Source organism: Acaricomes phytoseiuli DSM 14247 (genome assembly GCF_000376245.1).
Taxonomy (GTDB): domain Bacteria; phylum Actinomycetota; class Actinomycetes; order Actinomycetales; family Micrococcaceae; genus Renibacterium; species Renibacterium phytoseiuli.
In genome coordinates this window covers 16810-33225 of sequence record NZ_AQXM01000061.1, presented here as the reverse complement: position 1 = coordinate 33225, position 16416 = coordinate 16810, and the positions used below count along the sequence as shown (strand labels likewise).

Below are 16416 nucleotides of genomic sequence, written 5' to 3'. Positions count from 1 at the left end.
GGTCAGGGCAGTGGCCATGGGTGACTCACGAGGGAATCAGCTGCGGCGTGCTGGCGCTCATTACTCGCTGCCAAGCTACCACAAGGGTTCGAGGCGCATCAGCGGCAGGTCATAAAGCCGTCATATCCCCGGGCGCTGCCACGCAGCCGGTGTTCAGGGGATTTCGTCGAACAGCTGGTTCAGCTCCTCGGTGAGCGCCTTATCGACGGGGATGTCCTGGCCGTCGATGCGCCGTACGGGTACCAGCCCCCGGATGCTGGAGGCTAACCACACTCCGCTCGCCTCCAGCAGGTCTTGGGGAACTAAGGGACCATAGCCCAGCTGCCAGCCCTGCTGCTGCGCCGCATCGAAGAGCGCGCGCTGGGTGGTACCCGGCAGGATTCCGGAATCCAGTAGCGGGGTGACCAGCTGCTTGACGGGCTGGTCTGCGTCCTGATGCCCTTGATGTCGCCGGGCGATCAGCACCGATGAGGTAGGGCCTTCCAGGACGCGCCCGTCGGCGCTGTAGAAGATCACGTCCCCGGCACCATGCTGCCGGGCATAGCGCAATGCGGCCATATTGACGGAGTAGGAGAGCGTCTTCGCGCCCAGCAGGAGCCAGGGTGCTCGCTCGGCGATACCGGAATCGTAACCGCGCTCCAGCAGCAGAACGTCGATGCCTTCGGTGTGCTGCCGCTGCCCACCGTGAGGTGCCGGCGAGACCTGGACCCAACACGTGGGGCGTTCTGCACCGGGAGCCGCCTCGAGGCCGCGGGTCGCTAGAAGCTTGACCACGGCTTCGGGTTCGCCGAAAGCCGCCAGGGCGGTATCGATGGCTGCCCGCCAGCGCTCCGGTGCCGGAACCGCAAGTTCCAGTATCTGGGCTGAGGACTGCAAGCGGTCCAGATGGGCTTGCAGCTTCCGCGGGTTTCCATCCCGGGCCAGGAGGGATTCGAAAATTCCGTCACCGCGGGTCACACCGAGGTCCAGCACTGAGAGCTGAGGCTCGGCGGCATCGGCCAGCCGCCCGCCGGGGTGATCGTCATCAAGGAAGACCAGGGCGGTTCTGGCTGGTTCAGCTGCGCTCATGCAGCCAGCCTACTGCCCCGGGGAACATCCGTCTCCGGGGCAGTAGGCGCAATAGGCCCGGGCCTGCTGTCTGTTAGTCGTTGAATTCCGAGAGCAGGGCCAAGGCGGAGTCCTTGCCGAGCTGGTTGGCCGCGAGCGGGCTGTCCCCGGTGAGCAGATTCCGGTCCCGGGTGGTCGCGCCGGTCATATCGCTGTTGATGATCTCGATGCCGGCCTCTTGGAGACGCTCGCCGAGTTTCCAGGGCATCTTCCCGGGGATGTAGCCGATCTCGAGGTTCGCCCCGAAGTCCAGAGAATCCGGGAACGCGACGATCTTGTACCCGGCGAAGGGGTTGGCGGGGCGATCGACGCCGGCGGCCAAGAGGGCTGCTGGGCCGTGGCACAGCGTGATGACGAGGCGGTCGTTGTCCTGGAAGAAATCCAGGGCGTCGCGCAGATCAGAACTGAAGGGAATGCCGTTCATCGCGCCGTGGCCGCCGGGGATAAAGATCGCGGCGTAGTCGTCGAGACCTTCCGCGATGACTTCGGAGAGCTTCTTCGGTGCTTTGAAGTCTTCTTTCGTCGCTTCCCAGGTGGTCTTCGCCGCCTCATCGTCCTGGGGGTAAGCCCACCATTCGAATTTGCCCGGCTCGCCGCTGAGGGTGGCGATCTCGATGCCGTAGCCCGCCTGAGCCATGTGGTGGATGGGCAGGAGCGTTTCGACGGGATGGTTTCCGGTGGAGAAGAAGGTCTCGTTCTGCATGAGCATGTACCGCTCGTCAGCAGCGATGACCAGTACCTTCCAGCGGCCTCCGGTGTACTTCTCCTCGCTGGCCAGGCCGTCGTAGTCCGTGGTGGCGGCGGTGTACTGAGACAGCGAGTAGGGGGAGGGGAAGAATGCGTTGTCCTCGGCCGGGTCCGGGGTTGGGTTGCGGTCCTGGGTGGATTCGGTGGTGTTTTCGGCCATGAGCTTTCCCTTCGACTACTTGTTGCGAGTTGTGCGGAGGTGCTGATTGCGGCCGGGCAGGGCCTTGTGAGCTCCGCACGTTGTGCTCTGATCCGCAAGGCCAGCCATATATAGAACATATGATGGGCTTGGTTTATCCGGCAACTAGTTAGCTTCGTTGTGGAGAGGTCAGGTGGTATCGATTCATGAGTCAATCACTCGCAGTTGCCGATTTTTGGGTACAGTGCGGGAACGCTGTCCCGGGCCTCCCTGAAGCTGCGCCGGAAGCGTGGGCGTTCGGTGCAGATCCAGAACAAGCCGATCGGCTCCTTGCGCTCGTACTCGAGGGTACGAAGACGGCGACCTCATCATCGTTCATGGATTATGAGGAGGCCGGCGACCCGCTGCCCGTAGCGGGCGAATACAGCATCATCCTGGATGGCCGTGGAGTTCCAAGAGCGCTCGTTGAAATTGTTTCGGTTCAGCTGGTGCCTTTCGGCGAGGTATCCGAGCAGCACGCCTTCGATGAAGGAGAAGGGGACCGGAGCCTTTCGTATTGGCGCATAGCTCATGAGCGTTTCTGGCGCGAGCATTCGCAGAACCCGATCGGCTTCGAGCCGGGCATGACGGTCGTCTGCGAAGGCTTGCGTTGCGTCTTTCCAGTGCCGCACGATGCTTAGGCTGACTTGGCTCGTACCCAGGCTTTCAGCTGAGTGCTCAGGCGGGTAGTGTGTACCCCTCAGCCGGCCCCTCGGTATTCGGCTTCCATCCCAGCGCCGGGGCGACGTGCTGGGCGAAGGACTCCAGGATGTGCATATTGAAGTCGACGCCCAGCTGGGTGGGGATCGTGAGCATCAGGGTGTCGGCGCTCTGCACGGCACTGTCCTTGAGTAGCTCATCGATCAGGCGGCCCGGCTCGGCGGCGTAGGTCTTGCCGAAGGTGGAACGGTAGCCGTCGATCATGCCCACCTGGTCCCGACTCGAGCGGTCGAAGTACAGCCGATCCGTGTCGTTCATGAGCGGGAAGACGCTGCGGCTCACGGAGACTCGGGGTGTGCCCTCGTGTCCCGCTTCGCGCCAGGCGTTCCGGAAGCGCTCGATCTGCTCGGCCTGCAGCTCGTGGAAGGGAACCCCGGCGTCTTCGGTCAGCAGGGTCGAGGACATCAGGTTCACACCCATCTTGCCGGCCCACTCGGCGGTCTCCCTGGTCCCGGAACCCCACCAGATGCGCTTCCTCACTCCCGGTGAATGCGGCTCCACACGCAGCTTGCTGCCCGCCGGCGCCAGCTGCGGGTCCGTGTTAGCCAGGCGCTCGCCGTCGATGCCGCGGAGGAAGAGCGAGAACTTCTCCCGGGCGATGTCCCCGCCCCGCGGGTCTGATCCGCGGTAGCCGAAGTTCTCATAGCCCCGCAATGCGGTCTCCGGTGAACCGCGGCTCATGCCCAGGGCCATCCGGCCGCCGCTGATCAGATCCAGCGCAGCGGCCTCCTCGGCGAGGTAGAGCGGGTTCTCGTAGCGCAGGTCGATCACCCCGGTGCCTGCCTCGATGCGCTGAGTCTTGGCCGCGATGGCGCTCAGCAGCGGAAAGGGCGCGGCTTGCTGCTTGGCGAAGTGATGGACCCGGAAATAGGCTCCGTTGACTCCGATCTCATCCGCAGCAACGGAGAGGTCGATGGCTTGGTGCAGAGCATCCCGGGCGGTGACCGCCTGTGAGCCGTGACCTGCGCCGTAGTGGCCGAAGGAGAGGAAACCGAAGCTTTTCATAATCACCTGAACCATGCGTTTGCATGGAATATTCCATGCGATGCCTCATCTGGAAGCCTGGGTTGAGCCTACCGGTTCTCCGGAAAGTCGAGCCCCAGCCCGCCCAGCACGCCTGCCGCTTTAGCCCGGACTTCCTGCCACTCCTCTTCCGGAGCCGAATCCGCGGTGATCGCCCCGCCTAGGCCCAGGCTGGCCTGCTCGCCGTGCAGCACCAGGGTTCGGATGGCCACGGAGAGATCCGCGGAGCCGTCCCGCCAGAAGTAGCCGATCGCCCCCGAATACACACCCCTCGGTTCGCCTTCGAGCCCCTCAAGGATCCGCATCGTGCTGATCTTGGGGGCTCCTGTCATCGATCCCGCGGGGAAAGCAGCAGCAACCACCTCGGCCCGGGAAGTGCCGGGTTCCAGAACGGCTTCGATGCTGCTGACCATCTGATGCACGGTGGTGTAGCTCTCGATCGCGCAGAGACGGCTGACCCGCAGTGACCCCGGCTGAGCGAACCGGGAGAGGTCATTGCGCATGAGATCCACGATCATGATGTTCTCCGCGCGGTCCTTGGCCGATTCCCGCAGACCCTCCCGCAAGGCGGCGTCCCGGGCCGGGTCCGCATCGCGGCGCCGGGTGCCCTTGATCGGCTCGGCGAGCAGCTCGCCGCCCGCCTCGACCCGCAGCAGCCGCTCCGGCGAGGTGCTGAGCACGCTGAGTTCGCCGAAGCGCAGGTACGCGGCGAAAGGCGCCGGGCTGGCGCGGCGCAATCTGCGGTAGAGCTGCCAGGGCTGCGCACCCGGAGCCAGTTCGAAGCGCAGCTGCGTGGTGAGGCAGACTTCGTAGCTATTGCCTTCGACGATCTCGGCCTGGGCCCGGGCGATCTTGGCCTTGTACTGCGAGGCGCTGTCCCGGAGCTGCACGCCGTGACGCGTGAGGAGCGGTTCCGCGCCGGGCGGCTCCAGAACCTGGAGGCCGTCGACGGCATGGCGCACGGTCTGCGCCCAGCTGCGCTCAGGATCCTGGTGCCCGGAGCCCTCCAGGCTCAGTGCCCAGAGCCGCCCTGCGGCATGGTCGAGCACGATAGCCCGTCCGGCGAAGAGCAGAGCGGCGTCGGGTGCGGCGTCGTCGTCGGGCGCGCTGTGATTTCCACCAGCGATCTCATAGCCCAGGTAGCCTAGCCAGCCCAGGGCGAACCCGGCCTCGCCGGTGATTCGTGTGATCGGCCAGTGCGCGTCGAGCCAAGAGAAGAACGTGCCGGGGGAGCGCACCGTGATGCCCCGGAAGGTCTGCGTCGTCACCCCGAGCTGATGAACCGCCAGCCGCCCCGCAGAGCCGCCGGCATCGGCCATGATCGAGCGTCTACCGCGGTTCTCATCCGCTGCGGAGCTATCGAGCCACACCGAATGCTCAGAATCGCCGAAGAGCGCTTGGAAGAGCGCTTCCGGATCCCCGCGAAAGTCCAGCTCCTCGGCGCGCACCGGGGTTTCCAGCCAGCGCTGCTGCTCAGGGGCCAGAGCTGCTGCCAGTAGTCGCACAGAGCCCAGGGCCTGGGCCACGTCGCAGGCCAGATCCAGCTGCTGCCGCTGCTGATGGCCTTCCTCGACTCCCCGGACTTCGATATCTGCATGCTCGCTCGGTGAGTCTTCAGCCAGCAGCGCTGATTCCTGGTCGGCCCAGAGCTCCCAGTAGGGCGCGTACTGATCGCCGTCGCGCGTCAGGGCCCGGTGCTTGCGCAGCTCTGCGGGAGCCTCCACCCAGATCACCGCATCGAGGAGATCCCGCGCTGGGCCGTGAGCGGCGCCCACGCCTTCGAGGATCACGACCTCGGCGGCAGGAGTGGTTCGGGATTCGCCGTCGTGGCGGGCTTCCCAATCCCAGGCAGTCCACTGGGCATCCCGGCCCTCCCGCAGCGGAGCGAGCACGGTCGTGACATAGCGCTCGATCCCGGCGCGCAGCCCGTTCCAGCCTGGGTAGATGTCTTCGAGATGGAAGAGCGAGACCTTGCGGTGCTCGCCGAGCAGCGCGGTGAGCTCGATGGCCAGCGTGGTCTTACCGGCGCCGGAGCGGCCATCGATGGCGATCAGCAGCGGCCGGCGCTCCCCGGGGGGAGTCATGGCGCTCCTCGCTCCGTGTTGCTGAGCCGAGATCGAGCGATCAGGCCAGAGCAAGCTGCGGTGAACCGGCGGATAGAAGGCACAGCAGCCAGCTTACTCATCGGGCTGTCGGTGGGGCGAGAAGTCATAGAGAGGAGATTGCCCTGGTTTTATGTAAGATGAAAAAAATACATAGTGGTATCTCAGGTTTTCGATTATCCTGAGCACGGTTCTCCACGAAGGGGCTCCTGTGAATCTGCAGGGAGATTCTCTTCTCGTCACTCACTTATTCGGTCTTATTGTTTCTGCACCGTCGCAGGGACAGGATGCCCAGATCTTCAATTCATGATCGATCAACATCAAAAATCAAGCATAACTACGGGGGGTAGCTATGACTCGATGTGGCAAAAGGTTTCCTTTGATCTCCGCATTGACTGCTATTTTCGCAACATTCTTTTTATTTCTGACAGCTTTCAGCATCGGTACCGCCGCGGTGGCGGGCACGCCTCAGGCGCAGATGCTTTCCGAACCCACGCCGTCTCCGGGCTATGAGCATTCGAAGACTTCGGATCCCGCTCCGGGGTCGCAGGTCTCTCCTGGCGCACAGATCATCTATACGGTTGAGGGCCGGAATACCGGTAATACTGTTCTCGATCCCGTGGTGATTCAGACCGATATGTCGCAGGTGCTATCTTCCGTTTGGCCTAACTCCGATGCGACGGTAAGGATTCTGGATGCCCAAGGAAGCGTAGTCAACAAAAGTACTTTGAGCCTTGATTTGTCATCGGAATCAACATTGTCATGGTCTGGTGCTCTGCAACCGGGGCAGCGTGTGCAGATCGTGTATGGCGTAGTAGTGAGCCCGAATGTTTTTCCTTATACGATGCTACGCAATCGTCTGGCATCTGAAGCCACCCCTCCCAGCGGTTCGACGCTTAAGCCCGAGCCGGTCGTGGTCGACCTCTGGGCGTCGCCGGGTGAGCCGGTGGCGGACGGTCCGAGGTATGAGCACTCGATGACTTCTAACCCGGCTCCTGGTGTCGTCGTGCCTGAAGGCTCGAAGGTCACGTACACGGCAAGCGGCAGGAATCTCGGTAGCACTAATAGCGTATCGTTCGACGTCGATATGTCGCAGGTGCTGAATAAAGCCTCCTATAACAATGACGCTGTCATGCGGATCCTGGACGATCAAGGCAACGTTGTTGTGCGTGAAGTCCAGCCGCCTTCGCCTCCCTGGCTGGAGGAGGCAACGCTCAGTACATGGAGTTTCGAGCTGCTGCAGGGGCAGCGGTTGCAGATGGTGTACTCCGTGACGGTGAACGAAGGCGTCGCCGAGGGATCGATGCTGCGGAGTAAGCTCACGTCCCGGGTCGCGGCGAAACCTATTAATGAGCTTGCTCCGGTGGTTGTCGAGCACAGCACAGCTTCAGATAGCGTCGAGCCGCCTGCGTCAAAATATGAGCAGTCGAAATCCTCGGATTTGAATCTGGGCGCGACGGTTCAACCGGGGTCGAAGATCACCTACACGGTTGAGGGCCGGAATACCGGTAATACTGTTCTCGATCGGGCGCGTGTCGAAGACGACCTCGCCCCGGCATTGGCTAATGCCTCGTATAACAACGACGCGACAGTACGAGTGCTCGACGCGCAGAACGAAGTTGTCTTGAGCCGCATCCAGGAGGCCGCGGTACTGGACGGCACGATGCTGTTATGGTCCGGTGTTCTGCAGCCCGGCCAACGAGTTCAGTTGGTCTATTCGGTGACGGTGAACCAGGATGTCTCTCCTGTGGTTGTACCTGAAGTCGTAGCACCGGAAACGACGAAGCCCGGTACTACGGTTATTACCGGCGCTGTTACGGGCCCAGGCGCTCAACCCCTTCAGCTCTCTATGGATCCGCTGCTGCCGAATAAAGCTACGGGTCCGGTGGCCATCGGCGGCTCAAGCACCTCCGGCAGCGGAGCCTTGGCCGTGACGGGTGCGGGCGGTTGGATGTCTGCTGCTATGGCTTTCGCTGCTATGGCTGGGATTTCCGGTCTGGCTCTGCTGCGCCTCGGCAGGCGTCGGCTGAACCAGGCCCCCGGCGGGGAATGAGCTGAAGCACACCGCCTGCTAGTCTGGTCAGGTCTGCTTGCAGTGGGAGGCTTGATGTCCGGAACAGCGAGGCCCGGCGCGGCTGAACCGGGGGCGGTCCGGCGATCCACCGTGATCATCATCGGCACCGGCTTCGGTGCGATGGCCGCTGCAGCACAGCTGCGCCGCCGCGGTATTGACGACTTTCTGCTGCTGGAGCGGCGCGACTTCATGGGCGGCACCTGGTTGCAGAACACATACCCGGGCGCAGCGGTGGATGTGCAGTCGCCCTTGTACTCGCTCTCCTTCGAACCCTACCCCTGGTCCAGGATGTTCGCCAAGCAGCCGGAGCTCGCCGCCTATTCGGAGCATGTCATCGATCGGCTAGGCCTGAGGGAACGCACCGTGCTGGGTGCCGAGGTGACGGCCTTGACCTGGGACGAGACGACGTGCGAATGGCGGATTACAACACGGCAGCGAGGGGAATTCCGGGCGCAGTTCGTGATCAATGCCAGCGGCCCGCTCAGCACTCCGGTGGTCCCGGACTTCCCCGGTAAGGACAGCTTCGGCGGAGCGGCCTTCCACACCAATGACTGGGATCACTCAGTGTCGCTGCGCGGTGCCCGGATCGCCGTCGTGGGTTCGGGTGCCAGCGCAGCTCAGGTCATTCCGGCCATCCAGCATCAGGTGAGTGAACTGCACGTCTTCCAGCGCAGTCCGCATTGGGTGCTGCCGCGGCCGGATCGAGAGTTCGGCCGCGTCCAGCGCAGGCGCTCAATGCACCCGTGATCCGCCAGCTGGTCCGGGCGGCGATCTATGGTGCGTTGGAGACCAGGATCGTGGGCTTCAAGTATTCCGAGCGAATGCTCAATCTGGTCGCCCGGCGCCGGGCGCTCCAGCATATCCGCACCGGTGTTCCGGATCCGGAGCTGCGGCGCAAGGTGACCCCGGAATTCACCATCGGCTGCAAGCGGATCATTCTCTCCAACTCTTATTACCCGGCGCTCGCTGCGGAGAACACCACTCTGCATGACGCCTCAGAGCGCATCGAACGGATCGACGAGCAGGGGGTCTGGACCGACTCGGGCCGGCATATCGCCTTGGATGCCATCGTCTGGTCTACCGGATACGACGCCACCGACGGCCTGATCTCCTATTCGGTGACCGGCCGGAACGGCCGCACCCTGGCCCAGCAGTGGCATGCGTACCCGAGGGCATATCTGGGCACCACGGTTCCGGGTTTCCCCAATCTTTTCCTGGTCACCGGGCCGAATACGGGGATCGGGCACACCAGCGCGGTTTTCGTCATTGAGGCTCAGATGGAGTACATCATGAGGGCCATCGAAGAAGTCCAGGAGCAGGGAGCGGCTGCGATCCAGGTCAGTGAGGCCGCTGAGGAGCGCTATACCAGCTGGGTCCACCGGGACATGGAGCGGACGGTCTGGAAGAGCGGCGGCTGCCATTCCTGGTACCAGTCGAAAGACGGGCACGTCACCGCGATGTTTCCCGGATTCACCTTCACTTACCGTCACTGGGCGAAGCGCTGGCGAGGAGATGACCATATCGTCACTGGCGTCCCCGGGCCGGCGCAGGAAGAAGCAGCGGAGCAGCAGGAGGCGAGGTCATGAAGTCCCTCCACGGGAAAACCGTTGTGGTTACCGGAGCGGGCTCCGGTATGGGCCGGGCCTATGTTCTGGAAGCTGTGCGACGGGGTGCGAAAGTGGCTTTCAACGATATCGATGCCGCAGATCTAGTGGAGACCGCCCGGCGCTGCGGCACCGCTACGATACTGGCCCGTGCGGTCGATGTCTCGGATGAGGCCCAGGTGGATGCCTTCGCCCGGGAAGTCGAGGAACAGCTCGGCTCGGCGGATGTGGTCATCAACAACGCGGGCATCGAAGGTGAGGGGCAGCCGTTCTGGGCGACGTCTCAGGAATCGTTCGATCGGGTGATGGGTGTCGATTTTTGGGCCGTGGTCTACGGCGCCCGGGCCTTTCTGCCGCAGCTGCTGGAGCGCGAGCGGGGGTACCTGGTCAATGTCTCCAGCCTTTTCGGGCTCGTCGGCCCGCCGCATCACACCGACTACAGCGCGGCGAAGTTCGCCGTCCGGGGGTTCAGCGAATCGCTCGCAGCAGAGCTGCTGGGCACCTCGGTGATGGTCTACACCGTTCATCCCGGCGGGGTGGCCACCAGGATCACCCGGAGGCAGGCCACCCAGGCCTTTCATCAGAAATACCTCAGAACCGAGCCCGCGGCCATCGCCCGCTGCGTTTTCGACCGGTTGGGCAGCCCGCGGACTCGTATCGTCTGCGGCAATCGCGCGCAGACTACCTGGCTGGGCGCTAGACTCCTGCCCCAGCGGCTGATGAATCGGCTGACCTCGCGAGACCTCGGGCCCATTCTGGACCGTTCGGCGTACCCGGTCCAGGACTGGCTGATGAAGCGTCGGGCGGAGAGCCGCCGGGGCCGGTCATGACCACCTCCGGCTGGCTGCGGCGCGGCTATGAGCGCTTTGGCCAGTTCGCCTATGCTGCGAACTGGTTCGTGGAGGCGCGGCTGCGCGGGTTGAGGTCCCATCAGATCATGATCGAAGGCATGCCGCTGAACTACCTGGAGGGCGGCCCCCAGGACGCCGAAGGGACGATCATCCTGCTCCACGGGTTCACCGCGGATCGGCGGATCTGGATCCGTTTCGCCGGGCATCTGCTCGGTACCTACCGGGTGATCATTCCGGACCTCCCAGGGCACGGAGAAACCCCGTTCCGCTCTGGCCTGGGCTATTCGGGCCCTGCGCAAGCCCGCCGGGTCATCGCGCTGATGGATATGCTCGGGGCCCGCAAGGCCCATGTCTATGGAAATTCCATGGGCGGGTTCATCACCGCTCACCTGGCCCTGAATCATCCTGGGCGCATCGCCACCGCCGGTCTCAGTGACGCGGCAGGGGTAACCGGGCGGGCCCCAGCGAACTCGACCTCGCGGTCGCCTCCGGTGACAACCCGTTTCTGATAGATTCACCAGCCGTTTTCGACCGGCTCTACCCGCTGACCATGAACCGGCCTCCGTTCAACCCGGCCCCGGCGCGCGCGGGCCTGGCCCGGGATTACATCGAACGGCGCGAATCCTATGCCGAGATCTTCTCCGACTTCTATCTCGCGGATCTTCTGGGAGAGCAGGAGCTCTCCAGGATCTCAGTACCCGTGCTGATCATCTGGGGTGAGCTGGACCAGCTGGTCGATCTCAGCGCGGCGCGCATCCTGCACCGGATGGTGCCCGGTGCGGAGCTGACGGTCTACCAGGACATCGGTCATATGCCGATGCTGGAGGTTCCGGGCAGAGCTGCATCGGATTATTTCGAGTTCTTGCAACGGCATCAGCGGGGCGGCGGTTCTGCGTGAAAAGCTTCGAGGGGAAAGTCGCCATCGTCACCTGTGCCGGTGGAACCGGCATCGGTAATGCGCTGGCCCAGGAGCTTGCGGCTCGCGGAGCCAGCGTCGCCTGTTGCGATATCGCTGGTCTGGAGCAGACTGAAGAACAGCTGGCGGCCAGGGGTGCTGATTTCCTCACGGAGACCGTCGATGTCTCCGACCGCCAAGCCATGGGCCGTTTCGTAGCATCGGTCGTAGCTCGTTTCGGCCATATCGACCTGCTCATCAACAATGCCGGTATCGCCCTGGGAGACCGCACCTTCGCGGATCTCACCCTGGAGGATTTCGACCGCATCACCGGAGTGAACTACTGGGGCGTTGTGAACACTACGCAGCACTGCTACCAGCATCTGCTGGCGCGCCCGGAGGCGGCCATCGTCAATATTTCCAGCGCTCAGGGGATCCTGGGTCTGCCGTACTTGGTGCCGTATTGCACCACCAAATTCGCGGTGCGAGGTTTTACCGACAGTCTGCGGGCCGAGCATCGCATCCGGGGCATCCGCAATGTCACGGTGCACACCGTTCATCCCGGGGCGGTGGCGACCGACATCACTTTGCACGCCGATTATCAGGACAGCGCCAGCCAGAAGTTTCACGAGCGATTGCAGCGCGGCACTTCTGCGGCTCAAGCGGCCCGGATCATCCTCGATGGGGTGAAGCGCAATACCGGCCGCATTTTCATCAGCGATGGGCGATTCCATGATGTGCTGACGCGGCTGCTGCCGACGGCGAATACCCATATCGTGCGCGCTGTGATGCGGATGCGCCGCATAGCCGTGCACTGAGGATTTCCCGTCATGCCGATCGTGCATGTTCATAGCGATTCTAAAGTTGAGTCTTAGTCGCTCAATCTACCCTTGACAGCAACCCGCTCAAGTGTAGACTTGAGTGAAGAAAACTCAACTATGGAAGGAAGAACATGTCACGTGCAGTAGGTATTGATCTCGGCACTACCAATTCCGTGGTGTCCGTGCTAGAAGGTGGCGAGCCCACCGTCATCGCCAACGCAGAGGGCAGCCGCACCACCCCCTCTGTCGTCGCTTTCACCAAAGGTGGTGAAGTCCTGGTCGGCGAGATCGCTAAGCGCCAGGCCGTCAACAACATCGACAACACGATCTTCTCCGTCAAGCGCCATATGGGCACTGACTGGACCGTCGACATCGACGGCAAGAAGTACAACGCGCAGGAGATCTCCGCGCGCATCCTGATGAAACTCAAGAGCGACGCCGAAGCCTATCTCGGCGAGAAGGTCGGCGACGCGGTCATCACCGTTCCGGCCTACTTCAACGACGCCCAGCGCCAGGCCACCAAAGAAGCCGGCGAGATCGCCGGCATGAACGTCCTGCGCATCGTCAACGAGCCCACGGCGGCAGCGCTCGCCTACGGCCTGGAAAAGGGCAAAGAAGACGAGCTCATCTTGGTCTTCGACCTCGGCGGCGGCACGTTCGATGTCTCGCTGCTCGAAGTCGGCAAGGACGAAGACGGATTCTCCACCATTCAGGTCCGGGCGACCTCCGGCGATAACGTCCTCGGCGGCGACGATTGGGACCAGCGCATCGTGGATTGGCTGCTAGGCCAGCTCAAGGCCAAGGGCATCGACCTCTCCAAGGACAAGATCGCGCTGCAGCGTCTGCGCGAAGCCGCTGAGCAGGCCAAGAAAGAGCTCTCCAGCGCCACGAGCACCAATATCTCGCTGCAGTACCTCTCGGTCACCCCGGAAGGCCCGGTGCACCTCGACGAGCACCTGAGCCGCGCCAAGTTCCAGGAGCTGACCTCTGATCTGCTGGAGCGCACCAAGAAGCCGTTCAACGAGGTCATCAAGGATGCCGGGATCAAGGTCTCGGATATCGATCACGTGATCCTGGTCGGCGGATCCACCCGTATGCCGGCGGTCTCCGAGCTGGTCAAGCAGCTCACGGGCAAGGAGCCCAATAAGGGCGTTAACCCGGATGAGGTCGTCGCCATCGGTGCGGCGCTGCAGGCCGGTGTGCTGAAGGGCGAGCGCAAAGACGTTCTGCTCATCGACGTCACCCCGCTATCTCTTGGCATCGAGACCAAGGGCGGCGTGATGACCAAGCTCATCGAGCGCAACACGGCGATCCCGACCAAGCGCAGCGAGACCTTCACCACGGCTGAGGAGAACCAGCCCTCGGTGGCCATCCAGGTCTTCCAGGGCGAGCGCGAGTTCACCCGGGACAACCAGCCGCTGGGCACCTTCGAGCTCACCGGTATCGCACCGGCTCCGCGGGGCGTGCCGCAGATCGAGGTCACCTTCGACATCGACGCCAACGGCATCGTGCACGTCTCCGCGAAGGACAAGGGCACGGGCACCGAACAGTCGATGACCATCACGGGTGGTTCGGCGCTGTCCAAGGAGGACATCGAGCGCATGGTCGCCGACGCGGAGACCCACGCCGAAGAGGACAAGAAGCGGCGCGAGCAGGCGGAGACCCGCAACAGCGCCGAGCAGATGGCCTATTCCGTGGAGAAGCTCCTGACGGATAACGAGGCCAAATTGCCGGAGGAGGTCAAGACGGAGGTCAAGTCCGATGTCGATGACCTGAAGAAAGCCCTCGAGGGCACTGATGAAGACGCCGTGAAGAGCGCCTACGAGAAGCTACAGGCTTCCCAGACCAAGCTCGGCGAGGCGATTTACGCTTCCGCTCAGGCTGATGCTGCCGGCGCTTCCGAGGGTGCTTCTGATGCGGGCGAGCAGAGCGCTTCCGGGCAGGACGAGGACATCGTCGACGCGGAGATCGTCGACGAAGACGAGAAGAAGTAACCATGTCCGGACACGCTCAGGAGCCAGACCCCTACGACCAGGATTCCCCGCGGGATCCGGAGACCGCAGAAGAGCGGTCTCCGGATCAGGCGCAGGAGTTCGCCGAGGGTGCAGAAGGCGATGCGCTCTCCCAGGCCGAGGAGATCCTGAACGGTACCGAGGTGCCGGCTGAGGGTTCCGTCGCCCAGGGGAGCAACCAGCAGAATGCCGATGAGCTGCGCAATGATCTGCTCAGGCTTCAGGCTGAGTACGTCAACTACCGCAAGCGGGTCGAACGGGACCGCGCCGTGGCCGGGGAGAGCGCCGTTGTCGGTGTGCTGAACTCGCTGCTGCCAGTGTTGGACGATCTCGATGCGGCCCGTACGCACGGGGACCTCAGTGAGGGCCCCTTCGCCGCGATCGCGGCGAAGTTCGAGAACGTGCTGGGCACCTACGGCCTCGAGCGCATCGATCAGACCGATGTCGGCTTCGATCCGATGGTCCACGAGGCCCTGATCCAGCAGCCGAGCGCCGAGGTGGAAGCCGATACGGTCAGCCAGGTGCTGCGCGCCGGTTACCGCAAAGGCGACCGGGTGCTCCGCGCGGCACAGGTGATTGTTGCCGTCCCAGAGTAAGCAGCGGCTTACCCTGCTGAGTACTACGCCGGAGGGGTGGGTGTGCCCGTCCCTGGCCGCTCCCGAAACAAGCAAGCTTGCTTCGGGGTCCTCGCGTCCATGGGCTCGCCGCGATGCCCACCCCTCCGGCTCCGCACTCAGCAGGGTAGCCAATACCAACTCCACGATGAGCAACAGAAAGGAGGTGTCGTGGCTAGTCAGGATTGGGTAGACAAAGACTTTTATGCGACTCTTGGTATCGCCAAGGATGCCTCGGCTGAGGACATCAAGAAGGCGTATCGAAAACTAGCTCGGAAGTATCACCCGGATAAGAACCAGGGCGATGACGCGGCCGAGAAGAAATTCAAGGACATCAGCGAAGCCTATTCCGTGCTCTCCAGCTCGGAGGATCGCGAGCAGTACGATGCGATCCGAGCGATGGGCTCCGGTGCCCGGTTCAGTGCGGGCGGTGCCGGTGGCGGTAACGCGGGGTTCGAGGATCTCTTCGGCGGCCTGTTCAACAATGGGCGTGCGAGCAGTGGCGGTTCTCGCCGGGGCGGCTACGGTTCAGGCGGGTACAGCCCGTACGACGATTCGGGGCTTCCGCCGGAGTTCGCTGATCTGTTCGGCGGTGCTTACCAGGGCTATCAGCCGACACCGGCTAAAGGTGCGGACCGCACTGCTAAGACGACCATCTCTTTCGCCGGTTCGATCAAGGGAACCACGATCGGCTTGCGGGAGCCTGACGGTGAGGTTGTCGAAGTCCGGATTCCGGCAGGCATCAAAGACGGGCAGAAGGTGCGGGTCCGCGGGAAGGGCCAGCCCGGTGCCGCGGGGGCCGGTGACCTCATGGTCGCCGTCCAGGTGACCCCGCATGAGTTCTTCATCCGGGACGGCAACAATATCCGGATCCACGTGCCGGTGACTTTCCCCGAGGCGGCATTGGGCGCAGATATCTCCGTGCCCACGTTGGACGGCGGCGAGGTGAAGGTCCGGGTGCCCGCAGGTACTCCTTCGGGCCGGATCCTGCGGGTCAAGGGCAGAGGCGTGAAGACCTCGAAAGCGACGGGGGATCTGCTGGTGGCCATCGATATCGTGGTGCCGCAGAAACTGGACCAGCAGGCCAAGGCGGCGGTTGAGGCGTTCGCCGAGGCCACTGCCGGTGAGAGCCCCCGAACTGATCTGGCGGTCAAGGCCAGGCTCTAGAGCCAGGATAAGGAAGTGATGGCGGTGTCGGAAGATCTCTATGCCCCGGTTCTCGTGATCTCTGCTGCGGCGGAGCTCGCCGAGCTCCACCCGCAGACGTTACGGCAGTACGACCGCCTGGGCTTAGTATCACCCAGCCGAGCCCCGGGCCGTTCCCGGCGCTATTCGCATCATGATGTCGAAATGCTCCGTGAAGTCCAGCGGCTCTCACATGAGGGCGTATCGTTGGCCGGGATCAAGCGGATACTGGCACTGGAGAACCAGGTACTGGCTTTGCAGTCCAAGGTCCGCGAGCTCAGCGCTGAACTCAAGCTCCGCGGTGATGGCAGGGTCTTCGCGGCAGGTGCAAGCGGGGATGTGGTGAGTCTGAGCCGCGGACGCCGCCCGCAGGCCCGCACGCGAAGCCAGGCAGTAGTGATCTGGCGGCCGCATCGCAAACCCGGTGCTTGAGTGGGTATCCATTCCGTATATCAGTTAGGGCGGGGAGGGCCATCGATGGCC

16 protein-coding genes are annotated in these 16416 nt (G+C 63.4%); 12 read left to right on the top strand and 4 right to left on the bottom strand.

What is annotated here, in order from left to right; all coding sequences use genetic code 11:
* Positions 1-153: 153 nt before the first annotated feature.
* On the bottom strand, positions 154-1068 hold the full coding sequence (locus tag C501_RS0108805) for an aminodeoxychorismate lyase (protein ID WP_018135257.1): 915 nt from the start codon (positions 1066-1068) through the stop codon (positions 154-156).
* Between the two features lie 73 nt (positions 1069-1141).
* Positions 1142-2014: a glyoxalase III HchA gene (gene hchA / locus C501_RS0108800; protein WP_018135256.1), complete on the bottom strand. Its 873-nt coding sequence runs from the start codon at positions 2012-2014 to the stop codon at positions 1142-1144.
* A 185-nt stretch (positions 2015-2199) separates the two neighbouring features.
* Between hchA and C501_RS0108795 the strand changes: the two genes are divergently transcribed.
* Positions 2200-2673 carry an ASCH domain-containing protein gene (locus C501_RS0108795; protein ID WP_026174770.1) on the top strand — a complete coding sequence of 158 codons (474 nt, stop codon included), beginning with the start codon at positions 2200-2202 and terminating at the stop codon, positions 2671-2673.
* 37 nt (positions 2674-2710) lie between these two features.
* Here the strand turns inward: C501_RS0108795 and C501_RS0108790 are convergent, their stop codons facing one another.
* Together C501_RS0108790 and pabB are read right to left on the bottom strand one after the other, a co-directional pair.
* The gene (locus C501_RS0108790) at positions 2711-3757 is read right to left on the bottom strand and encodes an LLM class flavin-dependent oxidoreductase (protein ID WP_043568705.1); all 1047 of its coding nucleotides are present in this window, start codon (positions 3755-3757) and stop codon (positions 2711-2713) included.
* A 68-nt stretch (positions 3758-3825) separates the two neighbouring features.
* Positions 3826-5859 carry an aminodeoxychorismate synthase component I gene (gene pabB / locus C501_RS0108785; RefSeq protein ID WP_018135253.1) on the bottom strand — a complete coding sequence of 678 codons (2034 nt, stop codon included), beginning with the start codon at positions 5857-5859 and terminating at the stop codon, positions 3826-3828.
* A gap of 472 nt (positions 5860-6331) precedes the next feature.
* Here pabB and C501_RS0108780 point away from each other — a divergent pair, with 472 nt between their 5' ends.
* The 11 genes from C501_RS0108780 (at position 6332) to C501_RS0108740 (ending at position 16365) form a co-directional block, all read left to right on the top strand.
* Positions 6332-7930, top strand: a complete 1599-nt coding sequence (locus tag C501_RS0108780) for a DUF7927 domain-containing protein (protein WP_169332130.1) — start codon at positions 6332-6334, stop codon at positions 7928-7930.
* A 54-nt stretch (positions 7931-7984) separates the two neighbouring features.
* Positions 7985-8698 (top strand): flavin-containing monooxygenase, encoded by a 714-nt coding sequence (locus tag C501_RS14625; protein WP_211206368.1) that lies wholly within the window; start codon positions 7985-7987, stop codon positions 8696-8698.
* Entirely contained in the window at positions 8695-9537 is an 843-nt protein-coding gene (locus tag C501_RS14620) for a flavin-containing monooxygenase (protein WP_211206367.1), read from the top strand. The genes C501_RS14625 and C501_RS14620 overlap by 4 nt, the downstream gene beginning before the upstream one ends.
* On the top strand, positions 9534-10385 hold the full coding sequence (locus C501_RS12955) for an SDR family NAD(P)-dependent oxidoreductase (RefSeq protein ID WP_018135251.1): 852 nt from the start codon (positions 9534-9536) through the stop codon (positions 10383-10385). Before C501_RS14620 ends, C501_RS12955 begins: the two co-directional genes overlap by 4 nt.
* Positions 10382-10915, top strand: a complete 534-nt coding sequence (locus C501_RS13590; protein WP_051064514.1) for an alpha/beta fold hydrolase — start codon at positions 10382-10384, stop codon at positions 10913-10915. The genes C501_RS12955 and C501_RS13590 overlap by 4 nt, the downstream gene beginning before the upstream one ends.
* Complete coding sequence (locus tag C501_RS13585) at positions 10912-11304, top strand: alpha/beta fold hydrolase (protein ID WP_342662535.1); 393 nt, start codon at positions 10912-10914, stop codon at positions 11302-11304. Before C501_RS13590 ends, C501_RS13585 begins: the two co-directional genes overlap by 4 nt.
* Complete coding sequence (locus C501_RS0108760) at positions 11301-12119, top strand: SDR family NAD(P)-dependent oxidoreductase (protein WP_018135250.1); 819 nt, start codon at positions 11301-11303, stop codon at positions 12117-12119. The genes C501_RS13585 and C501_RS0108760 overlap by 4 nt, the downstream gene beginning before the upstream one ends.
* Before the next feature lie 134 nt (positions 12120-12253).
* Positions 12254-14116, top strand: a complete 1863-nt coding sequence (gene dnaK, locus C501_RS0108755; RefSeq protein ID WP_018135249.1) for a molecular chaperone DnaK — start codon at positions 12254-12256, stop codon at positions 14114-14116.
* A 2-nt stretch (positions 14117-14118) separates the two neighbouring features.
* Positions 14119-14730 carry a nucleotide exchange factor GrpE gene (locus C501_RS0108750; RefSeq protein WP_018135248.1) on the top strand — a complete coding sequence of 204 codons (612 nt, stop codon included), beginning with the start codon at positions 14119-14121 and terminating at the stop codon, positions 14728-14730.
* A 189-nt stretch (positions 14731-14919) separates the two neighbouring features.
* Positions 14920-15915: a DnaJ C-terminal domain-containing protein gene (locus C501_RS0108745; RefSeq protein WP_018135247.1), complete on the top strand. Its 996-nt coding sequence runs from the start codon at positions 14920-14922 to the stop codon at positions 15913-15915.
* 18 nt (positions 15916-15933) lie between these two features.
* Complete coding sequence (locus C501_RS0108740; protein ID WP_018135246.1) at positions 15934-16365, top strand: heat shock protein transcriptional repressor HspR; 432 nt, start codon at positions 15934-15936, stop codon at positions 16363-16365.
* Positions 16366-16416 lie beyond the last annotated feature (51 nt).

Excerpts from the sequence above, each read along its gene's own strand:
- C501_RS0108805 (WP_018135257.1), bottom strand. The coding sequence starts at position 1,068 with ATGAGCGCAGCTGAACCAGCCAGAACCGCCCTGGTCTTCCTTGATGAC.
- hchA (WP_018135256.1), bottom strand. The coding sequence starts at position 2,014 with ATGGCCGAAAACACCACCGAATCCACCCAGGACCGCAACCCAACCCCG.
- C501_RS0108795 (WP_026174770.1), top strand. The coding sequence starts at position 2,200 with ATGAGTCAATCACTCGCAGTTGCCGATTTTTGGGTACAGTGCGGGAAC.
- C501_RS0108790 (WP_043568705.1), bottom strand. The coding sequence starts at position 3,757 with ATGAAAAGCTTCGGTTTCCTCTCCTTCGGCCACTACGGCGCAGGTCAC.
- pabB (WP_018135253.1), bottom strand. The coding sequence starts at position 5,859 with ATGACTCCCCCCGGGGAGCGCCGGCCGCTGCTGATCGCCATCGATGGC.
- C501_RS14625 (WP_211206368.1), top strand. The coding sequence starts at position 7,985 with ATGTCCGGAACAGCGAGGCCCGGCGCGGCTGAACCGGGGGCGGTCCGG.
- C501_RS12955 (WP_018135251.1), top strand. The coding sequence starts at position 9,534 with ATGAAGTCCCTCCACGGGAAAACCGTTGTGGTTACCGGAGCGGGCTCC.
- C501_RS13590 (WP_051064514.1), top strand. The coding sequence starts at position 10,382 with ATGACCACCTCCGGCTGGCTGCGGCGCGGCTATGAGCGCTTTGGCCAG.
- dnaK (WP_018135249.1), top strand. The coding sequence starts at position 12,254 with ATGTCACGTGCAGTAGGTATTGATCTCGGCACTACCAATTCCGTGGTG.
- C501_RS0108750 (WP_018135248.1), top strand. The coding sequence starts at position 14,119 with ATGTCCGGACACGCTCAGGAGCCAGACCCCTACGACCAGGATTCCCCG.
- C501_RS0108740 (WP_018135246.1), top strand. The coding sequence starts at position 15,934 with ATGGCGGTGTCGGAAGATCTCTATGCCCCGGTTCTCGTGATCTCTGCT.